Source organism: Paraburkholderia sp. BR13444 (assembly GCF_040948755.1).
In the GTDB taxonomy this organism is placed as follows: domain Bacteria; phylum Pseudomonadota; class Gammaproteobacteria; order Burkholderiales; family Burkholderiaceae; genus Paraburkholderia; species Paraburkholderia youngii.
Genome location: NZ_JBFPKM010000005.1, coordinates 212,849 through 231,845 on the forward strand (window position 1 = coordinate 212,849; position 18,997 = coordinate 231,845).

At 61.2% G+C, this 18,997-nt stretch carries 17 protein-coding genes; 11 read left to right on the forward strand and 6 right to left on the reverse strand.

Annotation, left to right across the window (positions count from 1 at the left end):
• Positions 1-322 precede the first annotated feature (322 nt).
• The gene (locus AB3X95_RS16800) at positions 323-2,014 is read left to right on the forward strand and encodes a Na/Pi cotransporter family protein (protein WP_176120635.1); all 1,692 of its coding nucleotides are present in this window, start codon (positions 323-325) and stop codon (positions 2,012-2,014) included.
• Positions 2,015-2,314: 300 nt separating this feature from the next.
• On the opposite strand, the gene AB3X95_RS16805 is transcribed toward AB3X95_RS16800, so the two are convergent.
• The 4 genes from AB3X95_RS16805 to AB3X95_RS16820 form a co-directional block, all read right to left on the reverse strand.
• Positions 2,315-2,734 (reverse strand): hypothetical protein, encoded by a 420-nt coding sequence (locus tag AB3X95_RS16805; RefSeq protein ID WP_184226894.1) that lies wholly within the window; start codon positions 2,732-2,734, stop codon positions 2,315-2,317.
• A gap of 82 nt (positions 2,735-2,816) precedes the next feature.
• Complete coding sequence (locus AB3X95_RS16810) at positions 2,817-3,218, reverse strand: DUF3597 domain-containing protein (protein WP_176379642.1); 402 nt, start codon at positions 3,216-3,218, stop codon at positions 2,817-2,819.
• Positions 3,219-3,332: 114 nt separating this feature from the next.
• A complete protein-coding gene (locus AB3X95_RS16815; protein ID WP_368621952.1) occupies positions 3,333-3,623 on the reverse strand; it encodes a hypothetical protein in 291 nt (96 codons plus the stop codon).
• Between the two features lie 21 nt (positions 3,624-3,644).
• Complete coding sequence (locus AB3X95_RS16820; RefSeq protein WP_368621953.1) at positions 3,645-3,962, reverse strand: porin; 318 nt, start codon at positions 3,960-3,962, stop codon at positions 3,645-3,647.
• An 80-nt stretch (positions 3,963-4,042) separates the two neighbouring features.
• On the opposite strand from AB3X95_RS16820, the gene AB3X95_RS16825 reads away from it, so the two are divergent.
• The 5 genes from AB3X95_RS16825 to AB3X95_RS16845 all read left to right on the forward strand — a co-directional run bounded on the left by AB3X95_RS16825 (position 4,043) and on the right by AB3X95_RS16845 (position 8,706).
• A complete protein-coding gene (locus tag AB3X95_RS16825; protein WP_368621954.1) occupies positions 4,043-4,312 on the forward strand; it encodes a hypothetical protein in 270 nt (89 codons plus the stop codon).
• Positions 4,313-4,845: 533 nt separating this feature from the next.
• On the forward strand, positions 4,846-6,201 hold the full coding sequence (locus AB3X95_RS16830; protein ID WP_368621955.1) for an MFS transporter: 1,356 nt from the start codon (positions 4,846-4,848) through the stop codon (positions 6,199-6,201).
• 71 nt (positions 6,202-6,272) lie between these two features.
• Positions 6,273-7,298 carry an amidohydrolase family protein gene (locus tag AB3X95_RS16835; protein WP_368621956.1) on the forward strand — a complete coding sequence of 342 codons (1,026 nt, stop codon included), beginning with the start codon at positions 6,273-6,275 and terminating at the stop codon, positions 7,296-7,298.
• 2 nt (positions 7,299-7,300) lie between these two features.
• Positions 7,301-7,984 (forward strand): 4-carboxy-4-hydroxy-2-oxoadipate aldolase/oxaloacetate decarboxylase, encoded by a 684-nt coding sequence (ligK, locus tag AB3X95_RS16840; protein ID WP_368621957.1) that lies wholly within the window; start codon positions 7,301-7,303, stop codon positions 7,982-7,984.
• A gap of 5 nt (positions 7,985-7,989) precedes the next feature.
• A complete protein-coding gene (locus AB3X95_RS16845) occupies positions 7,990-8,706 on the forward strand; it encodes a substrate-binding domain-containing protein (RefSeq protein ID WP_368621958.1) in 717 nt (238 codons plus the stop codon).
• Positions 8,707-8,768: 62 nt separating this feature from the next.
• Here the strand turns inward: AB3X95_RS16845 and AB3X95_RS16850 are convergent, their stop codons facing one another.
• Complete coding sequence (locus AB3X95_RS16850; RefSeq protein WP_368621959.1) at positions 8,769-9,785, reverse strand: ATP-grasp fold amidoligase family protein; 1,017 nt, start codon at positions 9,783-9,785, stop codon at positions 8,769-8,771.
• Positions 9,786-9,845: 60 nt separating this feature from the next.
• Entirely contained in the window at positions 9,846-10,778 is a 933-nt protein-coding gene (locus AB3X95_RS16855; RefSeq protein WP_368621960.1) for a GlxA family transcriptional regulator, read from the reverse strand.
• A gap of 881 nt (positions 10,779-11,659) precedes the next feature.
• Between AB3X95_RS16855 and AB3X95_RS16860 the strand changes: the two genes are divergently transcribed.
• The 5 genes from AB3X95_RS16860 (at position 11,660) to AB3X95_RS16880 (ending at position 18,972) form a co-directional block, all read left to right on the forward strand.
• Positions 11,660-13,909, forward strand: a complete 2,250-nt coding sequence (locus tag AB3X95_RS16860) for a polysaccharide biosynthesis tyrosine autokinase (protein ID WP_368622111.1) — start codon at positions 11,660-11,662, stop codon at positions 13,907-13,909.
• Positions 13,910-13,968: 59 nt separating this feature from the next.
• The gene (locus AB3X95_RS16865) at positions 13,969-15,084 is read left to right on the forward strand and encodes a glycosyltransferase family 4 protein (RefSeq protein ID WP_368621961.1); all 1,116 of its coding nucleotides are present in this window, start codon (positions 13,969-13,971) and stop codon (positions 15,082-15,084) included.
• Positions 15,085-15,090: 6 nt separating this feature from the next.
• A complete protein-coding gene (locus AB3X95_RS16870; protein WP_368621962.1) occupies positions 15,091-16,560 on the forward strand; it encodes a hypothetical protein in 1,470 nt (489 codons plus the stop codon).
• A 69-nt stretch (positions 16,561-16,629) separates the two neighbouring features.
• Positions 16,630-17,640 carry a glycosyltransferase family 2 protein gene (locus AB3X95_RS16875; protein ID WP_368621963.1) on the forward strand — a complete coding sequence of 337 codons (1,011 nt, stop codon included), beginning with the start codon at positions 16,630-16,632 and terminating at the stop codon, positions 17,638-17,640.
• Positions 17,641-17,655: 15 nt separating this feature from the next.
• A complete protein-coding gene (locus tag AB3X95_RS16880; protein ID WP_368621964.1) occupies positions 17,656-18,972 on the forward strand; it encodes a lipopolysaccharide biosynthesis protein in 1,317 nt (438 codons plus the stop codon).
• Positions 18,973-18,997: the final 25 nt, after the last annotated feature.

The window sequence follows — 18,997 nt, forward strand, 5'->3', positions numbered from 1 at the left end:
ATTATTGGCAGCGGCAAACGGCCGGGACGATGGGCATTTTCACCTACGGGTTAACTGCCAATTGGATGCCGGAATCGTTGTTTGACGAGGCAATTAATTATCTTGATTGACGGTTGAATGCTCTGCGAACTCCGCGGTCCCGATGCCGCCGGCCGCTTTCCTGTCCTTGCCTGCGCGCCGTCTTCCTCATACCCTTAGCGTTAGCCTTAAGTAGCTGCCCCGGAAACAGCGCGGCAGACCGCCGGCACGGTCGTCGATCCCGGGGAGCGAAGCCGTCCCTTGCTCCCGCATCTATTCGTGTGATCATCAGAGGCACATCAGGATGACTGATTATCTTGCTGACATCGATCCCGACAAGTTGAACATCCTTGGGATCTTCGGGCTGTTGATCGGCGGCCTCGCGCTGTTTCTTCTCGGGCTGGAGTTCTTGACGGGCGGGCTTAAGGCGATCGCGGGATCGAAGTTGCAGTCGTTGATCGGCGTGCTGACCGCGAACCGGTTTCGCGGCGTGTTGGCGGGTGCCATCGTGACCGCGCTGCTGAACTCGTCGACCATCACGACGGTGCTGATGGTCGGCTTCGTGTCCGCCGGGCTGATGACACTTGCCCAGTCGGTGCCGATGATCATGGGCGCGAACATCGGCTCGACCATCACCGCGCAGATCATCGCCTTCGACGTTTCGCGTCTGACGCCCTACATGCTCTCGATCGGCTTCGTGCTGCACGCGTTTGCCCCGCGCGAACTGCTGCGGCAGATTGGCCGCGTCGTGATGGGGCTAGGCCTGCTGTTCATGGGCATCCAGCTGATGGGCGAATCCACGCATCCGTTGCGCACGTACCAGCCGTTCATCGACGCGATGCAGGATATGCGCAATCCGCTCGTCGGCGTCATCGTGGGGGCGGTCTTTACGGCGATCGTGCAAAGCTCGGCGGCGACGCTCGCGGTCGTGATTGCGCTGAGCGGGCAGGGCCTGATGCCGCTCGAAGCCGCCATCACGCTGATTCTCGGCGCGAATGTCGGCACCTGCGGCACGGCCTTGCTCGCTTCGATCGGCAAGCCGCCGGAGGCGGTGCAAGTCGGCGTCGTGCATCTGGTGTTCAATGTGCTCGGCGTCGTGATCGCGCTCTTCCTGATTCCTCAGATGGCGGAATTCGTGCGCTGGATATCGCCGTCGCATCCGGACCTGCAGGGCCTCGAGCGCCTCGCGGCCGAGGCGCCGCGCCAGGTAGCCAATGTGCATACTTTGTTCAGCGTCGCAAATACGCTGCTGCTGATCTGGTTTACCGGTCCCATCGCGCGGTTCGCGCAACTGGTCGTGCCGCAGCGCGCGAAGCCCGCCAAACCCGCGGGCGATCCGCAGTATCTCGACGAGTCGGTGTTGACGGTGCCGGCGCTTGGATTGCAGCGCGTGCGCATCGAGCTGACCCGGCTCGGCATGCAGGTGCTCGAAGTCGTGCAACGCGGCTCCCAGATGGTGTCGACGGGCACGATGGAAGAGATCAATCAGATGCTCGATAAGGACAAGGAAAGCGACCGGCTTTCCTTCGAGATTCTTCAATATATCGGCCGCCTGTCGAAGGGGGAGCACTCGGAGGAGGAAGGTCAGCAGATGGTCGGCTATACGCAGGTCACGAGCCACCTCGAAAGCATCAGCGGCATTGTCGGCACGACGCTGCTCAGCGTCGCGCAGCAGCGAATGACGCAGCAGATCGACCTGTTGCGCCTGCGCGATGCGGCGACCACGCAGTTTTCCGAGGCGGTGATCCGCAATCTCGAGCAGGCGATCCGCACGATCGAGGCGCCCGATCCGGAGGAAGTCGCGAAGGTCATCGACGCGAAACCCGGCATCGAGAAACTCGCCGCGACCGCGCGTCAGGTCGTGCTCGCGAAGCTTCAGTTGGCCGACAAGACGGACGTCGTCACATTCCGGCTCGCGATGGATCTGATCGAGCAGGGCCGGCAAATCGCGCAGTTTGCGCGGGCCATTGCGAAAAACGTGGCGGCGCTTCAATAGATTCAATGGCGATCGATATATTCGTGCGGAACTGATCGCCAGCACACGTAGGTGCGGGTTGCACGACGGTTAAACTTGTGGCGTGTCATCCTCGTGACACGCTTTCAAAGAGAGTGGGATTGCCCGCCTTTGCTGTGCGGGCTTTTTTCTTGTCGCGCGGGTTGTGGTATCAGTAGTGAAGCTTGCAACGCCTGTAACGATTTAACACACGCCGCGTCCATTATTTGATAGCCTTTGTCGCAGCAGAGCATTGAACTCAAGGAGGGATTCACCATGATAAGGTGGCTTGCTAACTGGGCTTCACAACATGCTCCTACTCCCGAGAAACAGGCCGAACGTGCGCTGAACAACTTGCGCATGGAACTGTTTCAGGCCGAACAGCTTGTGCTCGACGCACAGCTGCGTGCCGATTACTATCGGGCTCGCCTGACCTTCCTCGAAGAAGTTACGAGAAAGGGAATCGAACAGGTATCGGACGAACGCAAGGCTCCTCTGGAGCCCCCCCAGCCACTGCGGCCGGGACTCAAGCTCACCGCGGCGCAATAGCCGCGTATATTCCATCGCAATCTGTTCGGTCAGCCGCGTTTGAATACGTGGGCTGACGGCAATCGTGCTGTCCAGGGCGCGTGCAATGCGCGTTTTTTGCCAGCCGATTGCGCGAGCATTGATTGCCGCGCCGTGAAGTTTCGAGTTGCCCGGTTCAGTGATCCGACCGGGCAACTTCGTTTGAGCGATTGATTTTTACTGCGGGACTTCCACTGCGCTGCGCTTCGCTTTCTGCGAGACGCCTGCTTTGTCGTGCTTAGCTTGCCAGATCGGGCGGCAGCTTGCCGCCGTTTGCAGCGAGCGCCTGCATCACCTGCTTGTGCAGCCAGATGTTCATGCTCGCTGAGTCGTTCATATCCCCGCTGTACTTCAATTCCTGCGCAAGCTGCTTGCGGTGTTCGAGACTGCTGTCGACGCCGAGCGCCTTCATCGTGTCGACAATCGACGTACGCCAGTTCAACGTCTGTCCGCTTTCGCTGACGAGTTGATCCATCACGGCGGCCACGTCGACGTCGGTCAGCGGTGCGGGTGCGGCGGGCGCGTTGGGCGTCGCGGCTTGCGCGGCGGCCGGGTCGGGGGTGGCTTCCGTCGCGGGGGGAGGTTGGTCCGGCTTCGCTTTGCCGAACAGCTTGTGCACGATGTCACCAAAAATACTCATTTCCGAAATCTCCGCGGTTGAATGACGAATGCGAGTGGGGGCGCTCGCGGGACATGCCCCCGATATGCTACGCGTCTAGCACGGCAAAAAACGTAATATTTTGTCAGCCCGTCGTCATTCGGCGTGCTCACGGTCGAACTGGCATACCGCTGGGAAGCCCATCAACTTGCACATTTCGGAGAATGGGTACATGGTGTTTTCCACGTGCCTGGTGCCGCGCTGCGCCTTGATCTGGCCGTAGACATCCTGCAGCGCTTTCGCGACCGCCAGAAAGCCCGATGCCGGATAAATCGCAATCGAAAAACCGAGCTCCCGCAATTCAGCCGGCGTCAGTTGCGGCGTGCGCCCGCCTTCGACGATGTTCACGAGCAGCGGCGTATCGAACGTGCGTGCGATCGTCTCCAACTCGTCGACCGTTTCCCGGTATCAGAAGTGCGTATGCAAGCCGACTCGTGCGATAGCCTGGGTCTGGCCGCTCGATGTGCCGTCCGCGCTGTTCATGCCGTTGATCTGCGCGAAGCCGACCGAGCTTGCGCGCTGATACAGGCCCATCACGTAGACGCTCGTGCGCTTCGACAGCGAGTAGTCGACAATCGCCGCGACCTGGTGCGCGTGATTGTTGTCGACGACCGAATTGCCCTTCATGTACATATACGACGCGCCGGTGGCGAGTGCCGGTGTGAACCGGTACTGCACGCCGACCGAGGCTTCATAGACCGAGCCGCCATTCGCCGAGTTGTGCACCCGTGAGAATGGCGAGCGCGATCTGCATCTTCTTCATTGATTTGATCTCCTTTTTATATTTCGTCATGCAAAGCGAAGTCGTGTCGAAGATCACCAACTGGGTCGAAGAATCCAAGGTGCCGACTTCGGTGATGACGTATCGGACCGATTCGTCGAACAACGTAACGGCCTCGCGTCCGGTCTATCCGTACCCGGCGGTCGCGAAGTGCACCGGTTCGGGCGACTGGCACGACGGCGCGAACTACACGCAAGGCGCACCGCTCTACACGGCAGCCTCGCGTACGTGGGCGGGTTCGAGCTTCTACGCCACGCCTGATACGCCGGCGACGCGCGGTGTCGCGGCGCCCTGAACCGGGTCTCGCGCAGCGCTAACTGAGTACGAGCCGGTCCGCGAGGCCGGCTCATTCCGAAGCTGCATGGCCGTGGCACGGTCATCCTCTTTTTCTTTTGAGCCCTTTTTTCGTGGGGCAAATCCGCTGCCGGCGCGGCGCATTCACGTCGATCGCAAAAGCGGGGCGTCGCGCTGCGGTTCTATGCGAGTTCGTTCCCGCGTCATCTGTTTTGTTTATCAGTTGGTGTGCCAACTGGCGTTCGGCAAGGCCCCTTCGAAGGGCGGTGGCCCTAGGTCGAACGCCTGTCCGGCGCCGCTTTGCGCAAATCGGACAGACTTCAACGATGCTATGCGGAACGCTGAAAATGCGGATACTCGCTTCGACCATATGGTTAACCCGCGCTTTGGCCCGCGAAGGACGAAACGTACCGTCACGCCAGTTGTTTGAGTAGGGCGTGTAGGGGCCGCATCGCCACGATGGTAACGACGCCTTTGCGAAGCAACCCGCGTCCAGCGCGCGATGACGCCATTGAAGGAGACAGGAGAGTTTTGATGAGTACTACCAGCGGTAACAGAATTGATATCAAGAAGTTCATCGATGAACGGCCAATCTCGCCCTACCAGTGGCTGCTGGTAGTGCTGTGTTTTCTGATCGTGACCGCCGATGGCATGGACGTCGCGATCATGGGTTTCGTCGCACCGTCCATCATTCATGATTGGGGTATTTCGCGTCCCGAATTCGGACTCGTGATGAGCGCGGCGCCGATCGGTCTCGTGATTGGCGCATTGTTCGCGGGTCCGGCATCGGACCGCATCGGCCGCAAGTGGGTGCTGATTACGTCGGTGTTTCTGTTCGGCGTGTTTACGATCGCAACTGCGTTCACGCAATCGCCGTTTTCGATGGCGGCGCTGCGTCTGTTGAGCGGTGTCGGCCTCGGCGCGGCGATGCCGAACTCGACGACGCTGCTGTCCGAGTACGCACCGCAACGCAAGCGCGCGCTGCTGATCACCGTGATGTTCACGGGCTTCAATCTCGGCTCGGCATTGATCGGCTTCGCGGCCGGCTGGCTGATTCCGGTTCACGGCTGGCGCTCGGTGCTGATTTTCGGCGGCGCGCTGCCGCTCGTGCTGATTCCGATCCAGATCTGGCTGCTGCCTGAGTCGGCCCGTCTCCTCGCGGTGCGCGGCGCGCCTGCGCAGCGTATCGGCAAGGTGCTCGGCCGGATGTGCGGCGTGCGTTTCGCCGGCAATGAAGTGTTCGTGTCGAACGAACCGCCGCTGCCGACGCGCAAGCCGATCGGCGTGCTGTTCTCGCAAGGCTATGGCTCGATGACGATCGCGCTGTGGGTCACGTATTTCATGGGCCTGCTCGTGATCTATCTGCTGACCGGCTGGCTGCCGACGCTGATGAAGGATGCGGGTCTGTCGGTCACCACCGCGGCCAACATCACGGCGATGTTCCAGATCGGCGGCACGATCGGCGCGGTGCTGGTCGGCTGGGTCATGGACAAGGCGCGTCCGGCGCCGGTCATCAGCGCCGCGTATATCGGCGGGGCAGTGTGCGTGCTCGGGCTCGGCCATATCGGCGCGATGTCGTCGTCGCTCGCATTGCTGGTGTTTGCCGCTGGCTTCTGCATGAGCGGCGCGCAAACCGGTCTGAACGCATTTGCGCCCGGCCGCTACCCGACCGTTGCGCGTGCGACCGGTATGAGCTGGATGCTCGGCATGGGCCGCTTCGGCAGCATCTTCGGCTCGGCGATCGGCGGCGCGCTGCTCGGCTTCGGCTGGCAGTTCGGCGCGATCCTCGCCATGCTTGCGATCCCCGCTACGCTCGCCGCGATCGCCATCCTGGTGAGCCAGCGCGCGGGCGGCACCGGTACGGCGGCGCAGCCGAATACCGCGCATTGACGCACGCAGGTACGTGGCGCGCGTGCGGTTCGCGCGCGTCGCTGGTTAAATTCATCTACTGAGGAATCACGGTGATCATCGACATTCACGGCCACTACACCACCGCGCCCAAAGCGTTGGAGGCGTGGCGTAACCGCCAGATCGCAGGCATCAAGAGTCCGTCCGAGATGCCGGCGGTGTCGGAATTGCAGATCAGCGACGACGAGCTGCGCGAGTCGATCGAAAACAACCAGTTGAAACTGATGCGCGAACGCGGCCTCGATCTGACGATCTTCAGTCCGCGTGCGAGCTTCATGGCGCATCACATCGGTGACTTCGAAGTCTCCAGCACGTGGACCGCGATCTGCAATGAACTGTGCTATCGCGTGAGCCAGCTGTTTCCCGCGAACTTCGTGCCGGCCGCGATGCTGCCGCAAAGTCCGGGTGTCGATCCGGCCACCTGTATTCCTGAACTCGTCAAATGCGTCGAGCAGTACGGCAATGTCGCGATCAACCTGAATCCCGATCCGTCGGGCGGCCACTGGACCAGCTCGCCGCTGTCGGACCGCTCGTGGTACCCGATCTACGAGAAGATGGTCGAGTACGACATTCCCGCGATGATTCACGTGAGCACGAGCTGCAATGCGTGCTTCCACACCACCGGTTCGCACTACCTGAATGCGGATACCACCGCGTTCATGCAATGCCTGACCTCGGACCTGTTCCGTGATTTCCCGACGCTGCGGTTCGTGATTCCGCACGGCGGCGGCGCGGTGCCGTATCACTGGGGTCGTTTCCGCGGCCTCGCGCAGGAAATGAAGAAGCCGTTGCTGAAGGACCATCTGCTGAACAACGTGTTTTTCGACACCTGCGTCTATCATCAGCCGGGTATCGATCTGCTCACGCGCGTGATTCCGGTGGACAACATCCTGTTCGCGAGCGAGATGATCGGCGCGGTGCGCGGCATCGATCCGGAAACCGGCCACTATTTCGATGACACGAAGCGCTACGTTGAAGCCGCGGATATGAACCCGGAGCAGCGCTACAAGATCTACGAAGGCAACGCGCGGCGCGTCTATCCGCGTCTCGATGCCTTGCTGAAAACGAAGGGGTTGTAATCATGTATGAAATCGGAGTCGTGTATCGCAACATCCAGCGCGCGGATGCGGACGTGGCCGCGAAACTCGGCGCGCTCGGTTCGGCCACCGTGCATGAAGCCATGGGCCGCACGGGCTTGCTCCAGCCGTATATGCGTCCGATCTATACCGGCGCGCGCGCGAGCGGCACAGCCGTCACGGTGCTGCTGCAACCGGGCGACAACTGGATGCTGCACGTCGCGGCCGAACAGATCCGGCCGGGCGACGTCGTCGTCGCGGGTGTCACCGCGGAGAGCACCGACGGCTACTTCGGCGATCTGCTCGCAACCAGCTTCCAGGCGCGCGGCGCGCATGCGCTGATCATCGACGCCGGTGTGCGCGACGTCGGCGTGCTGACCGAAATGAACTTCCCGGTCTGGAGCAAGGCGATTTCCGCGAAGGGCACGGTCAAGGCGACGCTCGGCTCGGTGAACATTCCGGTCGTGTGCGCGGGCGCACTGGTCACGCCGGGCGACGTCGTCGTTGCCGATGACGACGGCGTGGTCGTGGTGCCGGCGGCCGCCGCGCAAGCGGTGCTCGACAAGGCTGCGGCGCGCGAGTCGAACGAAGCCGAGAAGCGCGCGAAACTCGCCTCCGGCGTGCTGGGTCTCGATATGTACAACATGCGCGGGCCGCTCGAGCAGGCTGGACTGCGTTACAAGGACTGACAGGCGTGGTCGCAGAGATCAACGGTCAAGCCGCGCGCGCGCCGATCACCGGCATTTCGTCGATGGCCACGCGCCAGGTGCTCGCCGAACTCGCCGCGTCGTACGAGCGGCGCACCGGGCAGGGCGTCACGATCGAATCGGTCGGCGGCGTCGATGCGGCGCGCCGGGTCGAGGATGACGAAGTCTTCGATATCGTCGTGCTCGCAGCGGACGCGATCGAGCGGCTCGTGGTGGCGGGTTGCGTCGAAGCGGCGAGCCGCGTCGGGCTCGCGCGCTCAGGCATCGCGGTCGCGGTCGCGGCTGGAGCGACACACCCGGACATCGCGACCGAAGCGGCGCTGCGCGACGCGATTCTCGGTGCGCGCAGCATCGGTTACTCGACGGGGCCGAGCGGCACGCATCTGCTGAAGCTGTTCGAACGTTGGGGCATTGCCGGGCAGATCGCTTCGCGTATCGTGAAGGCGCCGCCGGGTGTGCCGGTCGGCACGCTCGTCGCGCGCGGAGACGTCGCGCTCGGCTTTCAGCAGATGAGCGAATTGATTCACGTACCGGGTATCGATGTGCTCGGCGAGCTTCCTGCCGCCATCCAGTCCACCACGACTTTCACCGCCGCGATCTGCACGGCGGCGCGCCACCGCGAAGCGGCGCAGGCGTTGCTGGCGTTTCTGGTCTCGCGCGAGGCCGATGGCGCAAAGCTGCAAAACGGCATGTCGCCGGCTTGATGGGGGAGCGGCGCTCGCCCTGGCTCGATGGCGGAATCCAAACGCCGCGAATGAAAGCGGATTCAAGCCATCAGCTTGCCCCACTCGTAATCGATACTGTCCGGAGTGAAGGGCAGCACGCCTGCACCGGGCGTAAATGTCAGTTCGCCGAAATAAACGCGGTCGTCCGGCGCATACAGGTCCACTCGCACATAGTCGAAGTCTTCGCACAGACGGACCGCGATATCGAGCACGGCATCCAGATTGGGCGGGCGCGGACCTGGTGCCGCACTGCGCTTGTAGTCGCCGATTGCGATATCGAGGTGATTCCAGTCGACGTCGTACACGTCGCCGTGCGTCGCGGTGCCGAACCGGTCGGAGATCACGAGGATATAGATGATCGGCCCCCCAGGCCGGCCGCCGAAGCAGTGCATCTTGAGATCCGCCGGAATCTGGCCGCGCTGATCGAGCAGCAGCTTCTCGAAGAAGACGCGAGGCTCGATCGACCGATAGTGGCGCTCGCGCCCAACGTAATAGAATTCGGTGCGCAGCCACTGGTCGGCAAGCTTCTTCAGCTTGTCGAACGAGGTCTCCGATTTGTTTCTCACCACTTCGACGAAGCTGCTGCCGTGATTGGCTTTCATTACGAAAGCATCCGGCAGCGCGTCGAACACTTCGGGCGTGAATACATCGGGCGCTGCAATCAGCGGTATCAAATGCTTGTCACCGATCTTCCGGGCAATATAGTCCCGCACCAGCAGCTTGTCGGTCAGCTCGATATAGCGAGGATCAGGGTGAAGATTGCGCTGCAGGATCTTCTCATTGAACGTCACTGGACGAATCAGATTCGGATAGCGGCCAGTGCATTTGTGATGTAACAGGCTTAGGAAAAGGGCATCCGGCAATAAGGTCTTCGCCGCTTCCTTGATCTTTCTCACGGTAGATGGCGCTTGCCCTTGCGCGAAATGCGCGCTTGCGTGCAGGCCCGGCATCTCACAGGGCGCAGCCACGGCACTGTCAACGGATTGTAGGGAGGCCATGTTTTCCGGCGCGACGGCGGCGTCCTCCGCGGCCAGTTCGGCGGTTTTGATGATCGTCATGTTCTTATCCCTTTTGCGGTCGAGCCGGCGATTCGTGCTCGGAGTAATAGGGAATTGAAATTAAAGCGTCAGCGGCGCTTGCCGCAACATCTCGGTCGCGGCACTCCAGCTTTCCTCCGGTGTCAGCCAGCGTTCTTCCGCGTCCACATGCTGTTGCGCGCGGAATTGCGTCGGCGACATGCCATAGCGCTCCTTGAATAGCCGCCCGAGCCGATTACCGTCGCCCATTCCGCAGCGACGCGCGATCTTATCGACCGGCAAATCGGTGTTCTTCAGCATCGAGCGAACGATCTCGAAGCGTGTGCGCAGCAGATATTCGAGTGGCGTCATGCCGAACTCGCATTTGAAACGGCGCTGAAAATTGCGCTTGCTCATCGCCACCGACTCGGCCGCCTGGGCAACCGAAATAGCCTTGCTGTAGTTCTCCTTGATCCAGCGCGCCGATTCGCGAATCTTCTCGGTCGTCGTCGTGATATTGACGTCGTCGAGCTCCGAACGGCTCCTCTCGGCGTAGCCGGTTTGCAGGATGCGGCCGATTTTGCGGGCCGTGTCGGTATTGATGTCGCGTTCGATCTGCGCGAGCGCGAGATCGGTCGGCGTCACATTGCTTTGCGTGCGCGCGGCATCGCCGCTGTCGTCGAACAGAAAAATCGGCACGATCGATTGCAGCGGATCGTTGCAGACGACCGCGAGATTCGCACCCTGTTGCATGCCGAAAGATGCGATCGATCCTTGCAGTGAGATCCACGACAGAAACCGATCGTTGGATTCCGCCACTTCGGTGACGTCGCGGCAGGCCACGAAGAACGCGTGGAAATCCGCGAGGCAATAGCGTTCGAGGCCTTGCGTCCAGATCGATATACCGGAAGAACTGGTCACCAGACCGCCGCCATCGGATACCACGGTAAACCGGTATGGCGCCTCTTCGCCAGCCGTTCTCTTGAACTCATTGGCAAGCCGGAACGCGTCGCCGATCGCGCCGGTACTTGCCATCGAACAATCCTGAAAGACGAATAGACCAATGTGCTTCATCACGCCAGCTTCTCCAGACAGGAAAATCTACGCATTGAGATTAGCGCATCGAATTCTGTCGGACGAGCTTGGCCGGCATGCGCGGGTGTTTTGGCGTAATCGTCAAGATTCGAGAAATTCTTACCTCACTATTCGCTAAATTGCGTGCTACTAATTAACGTTGGGCGGAATTTTTTTCCAGCACGATTAGCGCGATTTTTGCAGGCGAGAAGCCAGGGCATCGGCGGAATGCGCCGAGCAGCGTGGATTCGGCACGATTTGCGGGATATCAACGGCATTTTTTGCACACGAACCGCCCATTTGGCGTTCTGTCGCGATGTACGGCGGCTATCGTATAACTCTGTTACAGCAATTGCAGATCGCAACAAGGCTTTCCAGCATCTGTTTCATTTGTAAAAGGCTCCGCATTATCGGCCAATAGCACCTTACTTTGGGCCGCCGGCGAATGCCCCGATCCTTTGCGGACTATGCTTCACCGCAACATCGAGAGAGAAATTGTCAATCGCGAATTACGTGAATGGCGGGTACCGCATTCGCTGATTCGTGAGAAGAACAATCGGCAATGCCGCGGTGGATAAGCAATAGGTGTGTAGCCTTCCGTGGTTCGAGAGGTCCCGAACACGGCTCCCCGACCTAACCCGACACAGCACGTCGCTTCGCCGTGCTGCCAGCCAATCCAGGGTCTATCCGGCCGGCGGCATAAATAGCGACGTGGCGACGCAAAGCGATCGCCGATCGCTTTGTTTCATCAACCTGCAAGGATCAGACCGGTGGATTACTATCCGCAAAACTCGCTCTATCCCGCTGTTGATACCGAGCGCAGACAACTCAGTGCCAGCGGGATGCTTACGCTAATGCGTGACCACATCTGGGAGATCGTGGTGACGACGGTCGTCGTCCTCACGCTCGCGGTCGCGTATCTTCTGATTACTACCCCCATCTATTCCGCCGACGTAATCGTTCGTGTGGACCCGCCCGAGCCGAATGCGCTCGGACTTGCGTTGCAGAACCAGGATCTGTTGCCGCCCCCGACGCCGTCGTCGGTAACGGAAATGGCGGTGATGGAAAGCCGGTCGGTTTTGCAGCCGGTGATCGACCAGTTCCGTTTCGACATTTCGGTAAAGCCGCACAAGCTTCCGGTGCTCGGCGACATCGCCGAAAAATTTGCTACACCGGGACAGCCTTCGGCGCCGTGGCTCGGCCTGAAATCGTATGCATGGGGCGGTGAGCGCGTGCAGATCGCGGCGCTCGACGTGCCGCGCGAACTCGAGGAAGAGAAGCTGACCTTGACCGCGCTCGACAATGGCGGCTTCGAATTGCATGGCCCGTCCGGCGAGTTGCTGGCGAGTGGCACGGTCGGCATGCCGGTCAAGCAGAACGGCGTGTCGATGCTCGTGAAGGAACTCGCTGCGCGGCCCGGCACGAAATTCGAAGTGATCCGCTGGAATGATCTCGATGCGATCAAGCGCTTCGAGAGTCTGATCAAGATCGGCGACAAGGTGAAAGACTCGGGGTTGCTGCAAATTCAGTACCGCGACAAGAGTCCGGACAAAGCCGCTGCCGTCGCCAATGCATTGGGACAGCAATACCTCGCCTCCGCGGTGGCGAGCCGACAATCGAACGACACGCAGACGCTCGCGTTCATTAACGGCGAACTCCCGCGTCTACTCGCCGATCTGCGAAAAGCCGAGGAAGCGCTGAAGAGCTTCCGCTCGAACTCGCAATCGATGCAGCCGACCAACGAGGCGCAAGCCTATTTGCAGGGCGGCCTCGATCTCGACAAGCAGATCGCGACGTTGCAATTGCAGCGCACGCAAATGCTCGAGCGCTATACGCCGCAGAGCCGCTGGGTGCAGAACATCGACGAGCAACTGGCGCAATTGAAAGAAGCGAAAGCGAAATTCTCTGACCATTTCAACGGCATGCCGGCGTCGGAGCGCGAGAGCGTCGATCTGATCCGCGCGCAGAAGGTGGCTGAAACGGTGTATCTCGGCATGGTCCAGAAGGCTGAGCAATTGCAGGTGCGCCGCGCCAGCACGACGGGCGGTGCGCATATTCTCGATCCGGCGATGAGACCGCATATGCCGGTCATGCCGCAGCCGGTTCTCGTGCTCGGCGGCGGATTGGTGCTCGGTATCCTGTCCGGCGTCGTGTTGGTCTTCATGCGCCGCCACGTGATGATCGGCGTGACTGATCCGCGCTACGTCGAGCGCCAGATGAGCGTGCCGGTGTTTGGCGAGATTCTGTTCAGCCATCAGCAAGTGCTGCTCGATCGCGATGCGACCGCAGGCCGAAAATCTCTGCCGCCAGCGACCGGGCGTGCCCATCCGCCGCTGCAGAAGAGTCTGCACGAGATTCAGCTCGATACGGGCATTCCGAACAGGATTCTCGCCGCGCGCTTTCCACACGACGCGTCGGTCGAAGCGCTGCGCAGCGTACGGACCGCCGTCACGCGCGATCTCGCGCATGCACGCAACAACATCGTCATGGTCATCGGCCCCACGCCGTCCGCCGGCAAGAGCTTCGTCGCCGCGAATCTGGCGATCCTGCACGCGGAAGTCGGTCAGCGTGTGGTGCTGATCGATGCCGATATGCGGCGTGGCCATCTCGCCTCGCTATTCAACGAGAGCAATCGTGGAGGCCTATCCGAAGTGCTGGCCGAACGCTTGCCGTTGCGCAATGCGTTGCGCTCCACCCGCATCGAAGGATTGACGTTCCTGTCGTGCGGCGCGCGCCCGGAGAATCCCGCCGCGCTGCTGATGAAGCCGCGCCTGAAGGATGTTCTTGAGCGGCTGTCGAGCCAGTTCGATCTGGTGATCATCGATACGCCGCCTTTCCTCGCGGTCACCGACGCCTCGATCGTCGCGAACGAGGCGGGCGCATCCCTGCTCGTGCTGCGCTCTGGTATGCAGAGCGAGGAGGAGATCGCCGACACGATCAGAAAGGTGGAACGCGCGGAAGGGCGCATCGCGGGCGCTGTGTTCAACGGCATACCGCTGCGTCGAAGCACGAAGAATTACGGCTACGAAACGAACTATGCCAGCGATTTCGGCGAAAACGACGCCGGGCAGCAAGCGCCGCGAGGCGCCTGAGCGTGTGGGGACCTCAACGCGGTAACGCGCGTTCGCGATGGCGTAAAACGGAGAACCAGATGGCCTTTGCAATCAACGGAAAGTTTACTTCGCAGTCCATCACGGGGGTTCAACGCGTGGCGTATGAGCTGACGCGGGCCATGCAGATGCGCGCCGCGCCCGGCGACGAACCGGAATTGTTCGTGCCACAAAACGCGGTCGAGCCCGGGGCGCTGCTCAGACCGCAGCGGCGCTTTCCGTGGCTGCGTGGCACGTTGTGGGAGCAGATCACGCTGCCGATCGCTGCTCGCGGGATCCCGCTGCTCAGTCTGTGCAATACGAATCCGCTGTTCAAGCACAGTCAGGTCGTGATGGTTCACGACATGGCCGTCTTCGACGTGCCGGAAGGCTTTTCGAGGAAATTCCGGCTCTGGTATCGGATCGTCTTCACGCTACTGCCGCGCACGCATCCGATCGTTCTGACGGTGTCGACGTATTCGAAAAGGCGGATCTGCCATCACCTGAAGATCGACGAATCGCGTGTGAAAGTGGTGGCGCCCGGCGCGGATCATCTCGACCGGATCGTGGCTGACACGTCGGTGCTGCAACGGCTCGAATTGAACAAGGACGCGTATTGCGTGATCGTCGGCAGTCTCGACCCGCGCAAGAATCTGCGCGGCGTGCTGGACGCAATCGCGCGGCTCGGGCATCTGCGCGACGTGAAATTCGTCATCGTGGGAAAACAGTATCCGCGCATCTTCAGCAGTGCCGGCGTCGAGCATCCGCTGCAGTCGCGGCAGGTGGTGTGGGCCGGATTCGTGTCCGACGAGGAACTGAAGGGACTCTACGAGAACGCTGGATGCCTCGTGTTTCCGTCGTTGTACGAAGGCTTCGGCCTGCCGCCTCTGGAAGCGATGTATTGCGGCTGTCCGGTGATCGCGTCGGCGCGTACGTCGATACCGGAAGCGTGCGGGAATGCCGCGATGTACTGCGACGCGGCCTCCGCGGACGACATCGCCGCAAAGATCGAGCAGATGATGAGCGATGCCGATCTTCGCCAGCAATACCGCAGCGCTGGGCTGCTGCATGCGCGCGAGTTTCGCTGGGAGCGCGCGGCGCAACAGGTGCTCGAAATCCTCGATGTAAAGACCGGCGAGCGGCTGCCTGAACTGGCACCGCGCGCGTCAGCGAGCTAGCGATGGATGGCCACGAACATGGATCGCATGAAGACCCGTGCTGGCAGAAGACGTGCATTGCGCACACTCGCCGCGTTGGCGGCGGGCGCGGCCGCGCCATTGTCGGATATCAGGCCCGCTCTCGCGTTGGTACAGGACCCTGCGCACGCGCGCGCGCGCGGCCGCATGATGAGCGATCTGATCGGCGTGAACGGCTGGGCCGGATCGGTTGCCGACATCGAGATGTGGCGAGCGATGGGCATCACCTGGGGGCGTGACACGGTCGGCCCGGGCCAACCTGATCGGCGCGGCGAGCCGATGCGCATCGACAAAACCAGCTCGGCGTACGATGTCGACCTGCCGTCCAGACTGTTGCGAAATGAACGCAATGGAATCGGTTCGCTGCTGATGCTCGGCTTTACGCCGAGATGGAATGCGAGCGTGCCGGGCGAAAACAATTCGGCACCCGTCGACGTGGATGCATGGAAGCAGTACGTCGACGCGGTGGTCCGCAAGTATTCCGCGCCGCCTTATAACCTGCGCTATTTCCAGATCTGGAACGAGGCGGCTGGAAAATTGTCCGGCGGCTTGCAGCAGTCGGTGTTCTGGCGCGGCCCGGGGTTCAGCAAGGACGAAAAACGCTCGAAACCGTATGAACGCGCGATGCAGGATTACGTCGAGCGGGTTCATATTCCGGCCGCCCGCATCATTCGCAGTTATCACGCGTACGTGGTGTATGGCGGCTGGCCCGACCAGGGCGGCCTCGATAACTTCTACCGCTGGCTCGAATATCGCAGTCCGGAATTGAAAGAGCGCATGCTCGATTGGGTCGACTATATCGACACGCACTATTTGCCGGTTGCCGACATGGAACCGCTGTACCAGAGGTACGTGAAGAACGGTCCCGCGCGCGGCATCTGGCAAACCGAGATCGGCAACGAGTACATCAAAGACCCGCACTATTTGCCGCGCTATTTCTTCGACTTCGCGGTGTGGGCGCTCGGCAGGAATTGGGACGATCCGAACAAGTACGTCTCGATGATCTATCACTGGGAGGGCTATGAACCGTATCGTCTCACGCACCCCGGTCCGCCTGAACGAACCTACAACGTTTCCGGTCGAAGCTTGGTCGTGTTGCGACAAACCGTGGGTGGGCATCTGGCGAGTTTTTCGAAACCGCTGCAATGCGGTCCGGGTGTTGCTGCAAATGCTTTGGTTTCCGGCAACGACCTGGTGATGCAGGTGAGCAGCAGCCCGGGCTGGCAGAACATTTCCATCGGCGGGCTGCAGGCGCTGCGCTCGCATGCGATAAAGGCCGATTTCATCGACGCGGTGAGTGGCGAGGCGAGCGCACCGGACAATGTTGCATTGAGTTGGGACAACGATTTGATGAACGTGCGATTCAAGGTACCCGACAAGGTGAATGGTGCTGGCAACAATCCGCCCAAACATCTGGCTTATCTGGTGGTTCGGAGTGCGGCGCAGGCAGTGGCATAGCGAGATTTCGCGAACTTTACGGCCGCCGGGAGCCGGCGGACCGAACCTGATGGATAGTGTTGACACATCATGAGACAGGTCACCATTGCGATTTGCAATTACAACTACGAGCACTATCTGGCGGCGGCGATCGACTCGGCGCTCGCGCAGGACTATCCGGCGACCACGGTCATGATCGTCGATGATGGATCGACCGACGGGTCACGCGCGATCATCGAAGGCTACGGCGACCGCGTCGTGTCGATGTGCAAGAAAAATGGCGGACAGGTGTCCGCCTACAACTGCGCAATCGCGTCGCTCACCACCGAGTTTGTGATCTTTCTCGATTCGGATGACGTGCTGTACCCATCCGCAGTCACCGAGGTCATGCGCTTTTTCGAGGACGGCGAGTGGGCCAAGGTGCAATTCCGCCTCGACGTGATGGACAGCAATGGAGAATTGACGGGTGCCTACGTGCCGAATAGCGAGCCGCCCCCCGACTGCAGCGGTCTGCTGCGCGGCGGTTGGCTCTATCCGTCGCCGCCCGCGTCTGGCAACGCTTACCGGGTGAGTGCGCTCAAGCAGATCTTCCCGGTCCCCGAAGAGGGCGTGAATCGCTATGGCGCGGACTTTTACGCGATCTATGGCGTCGCGCTGGCTGGACCGATTGCGACCTTGTCGAAGTCGCTAGGCGGCTACCGTGTGCATAACGCGGGCAGTGATACGGTGTCGTTCGCAAACTCGGAACAACTGACGAAAGCGCCGCGCGCGTTCAACATGCGCTGGGCCATTCTGCGCAATATTGCAAAAGACCGCCTCGACATTGAATTACCGGCCACATTTCTCGACTTTTCACACGAGAAAGCGACATTCTGCTCTTCCGTTTATCGCGCGACGTTTTTCAGGCGTTGGCACTGGATGCTCCGCGATTCGCGCAACTACCTGCACACGATCATTGCAAATCCGTTCTGGAGCCTGAAGAAGAAGCTCGGCACCCTCGTACTGTCGAGCCTGTGTCTCGTGCCGTACTCGCCGCTGTCGGATTTCGCGGTGCGTTATATCGCGAACCCGCTTGCGCGCCGTCGCATCGCCGGACGCTAGGCGAAGGAGGACGGCATGGATAGACGAACGAGCACCAACCTGATCGTATTTGTGTACGCCGGCTATTTCATGAGGTACGTGTACCTCATGATCGTGGTGCCGTTCTATGGCAGGGTGCTTGGCGTGGCCGAATACGGGCGGGTACTCGCGTCGATGTCGCTGATGAACGTGATATGGATGTTCGTCAGCTTCGGCTTCACCTTCGTCGGCATGCGCGAGGTGGCGAAAGCGCAGTCGACCCAGGAATGCAATGCGATCTATTCGCTGCATGTCAGCGCGCGGCTCGCACTCGCCGTGATTGGCGCGGGCATAGGAATCGTTGCGACGTTCTGCTCACCGTTGTTGGCGGAGCAGCCTCTGATCGGCATGCTCGCAACCCTGCTAGGGATCGTGTCGGCGTGCAATCTCGGCTGGCTGTTTCAGGGGCGGCAGCAGATTCGCACGCCGATCATGATCGAAGTGTTCGGCTTCGCGCTGAGTCTCGTGCTGGTACTGGCGCTCGTCAAAGGTCCGAACGACGCCGTATGGGTGTTGGCGAGCCTGCTGATTGCGGGCGTCGCGTCGCTGCTCATTGCGTATGGTTTGACGACGTGGCAACTCGGTTGGCCGCGTCTGGCGTTTTCCGGCGTCCTGCCGCTCGTGCGCAGGTCGACGATGCTGTTCTGCTTTTCGTCCGGCTCCGTCGTGCTGACGGCATCGTCGACGTATTTGCTGACCTTGTTCTCGACGCCCGCGGAGGTCGGCTATTTCGGCGCGGCCGAGCGTTTCGCGACGATCGGTCTGAGCCTGATGGCCCCCGCCGCGCAAGTCTTTATTCCGACGATAACCCGGCAACTCGCGCAAGGCGACAAGGCGGGCGCGCATGTAACGACGCGGCGCGGCGCCTTGTTGCTGCTCGGCTATGGCGTGCTCGTGCTCTGCGGCGCATTGACGCTTTCGCCTTTCGTGTTGCCGCTGATTCTCGGCGCCGCGTTCGAGCCGAGTGTGCACGTATTGCAGGTATTTGCATGGATGTTCCCGTTCGCGGCCTTCAATGAGTTCGTCGCGTTCTATGTATTCGTACCGCGCAGGAAAGACCGGGTACTCGCGATTGCAGGCGTCGCCTCAGCGCTGGTCAATCTCGCGGCGGCGCTCGTTCTCGCGCCGCGTTTCGGCGCGATTGGCATGGCCTCTGCTCGGGTGATCGGCGAAGCAGCGCTCTCGGTCACGCTGCTCAGCGTGCTGATTCGCCTCGAGCTGGTCGGGCTGTTGCCCGGCGCCGAGCGGGCGCTCGCGCGGGTGCGGGTGGTGTGTGGGCTTCGTACGCAGGCGGGCGGCGCAAAAGACGATTGAAGTGGCGCGTGGGTGTGCGGGAGTT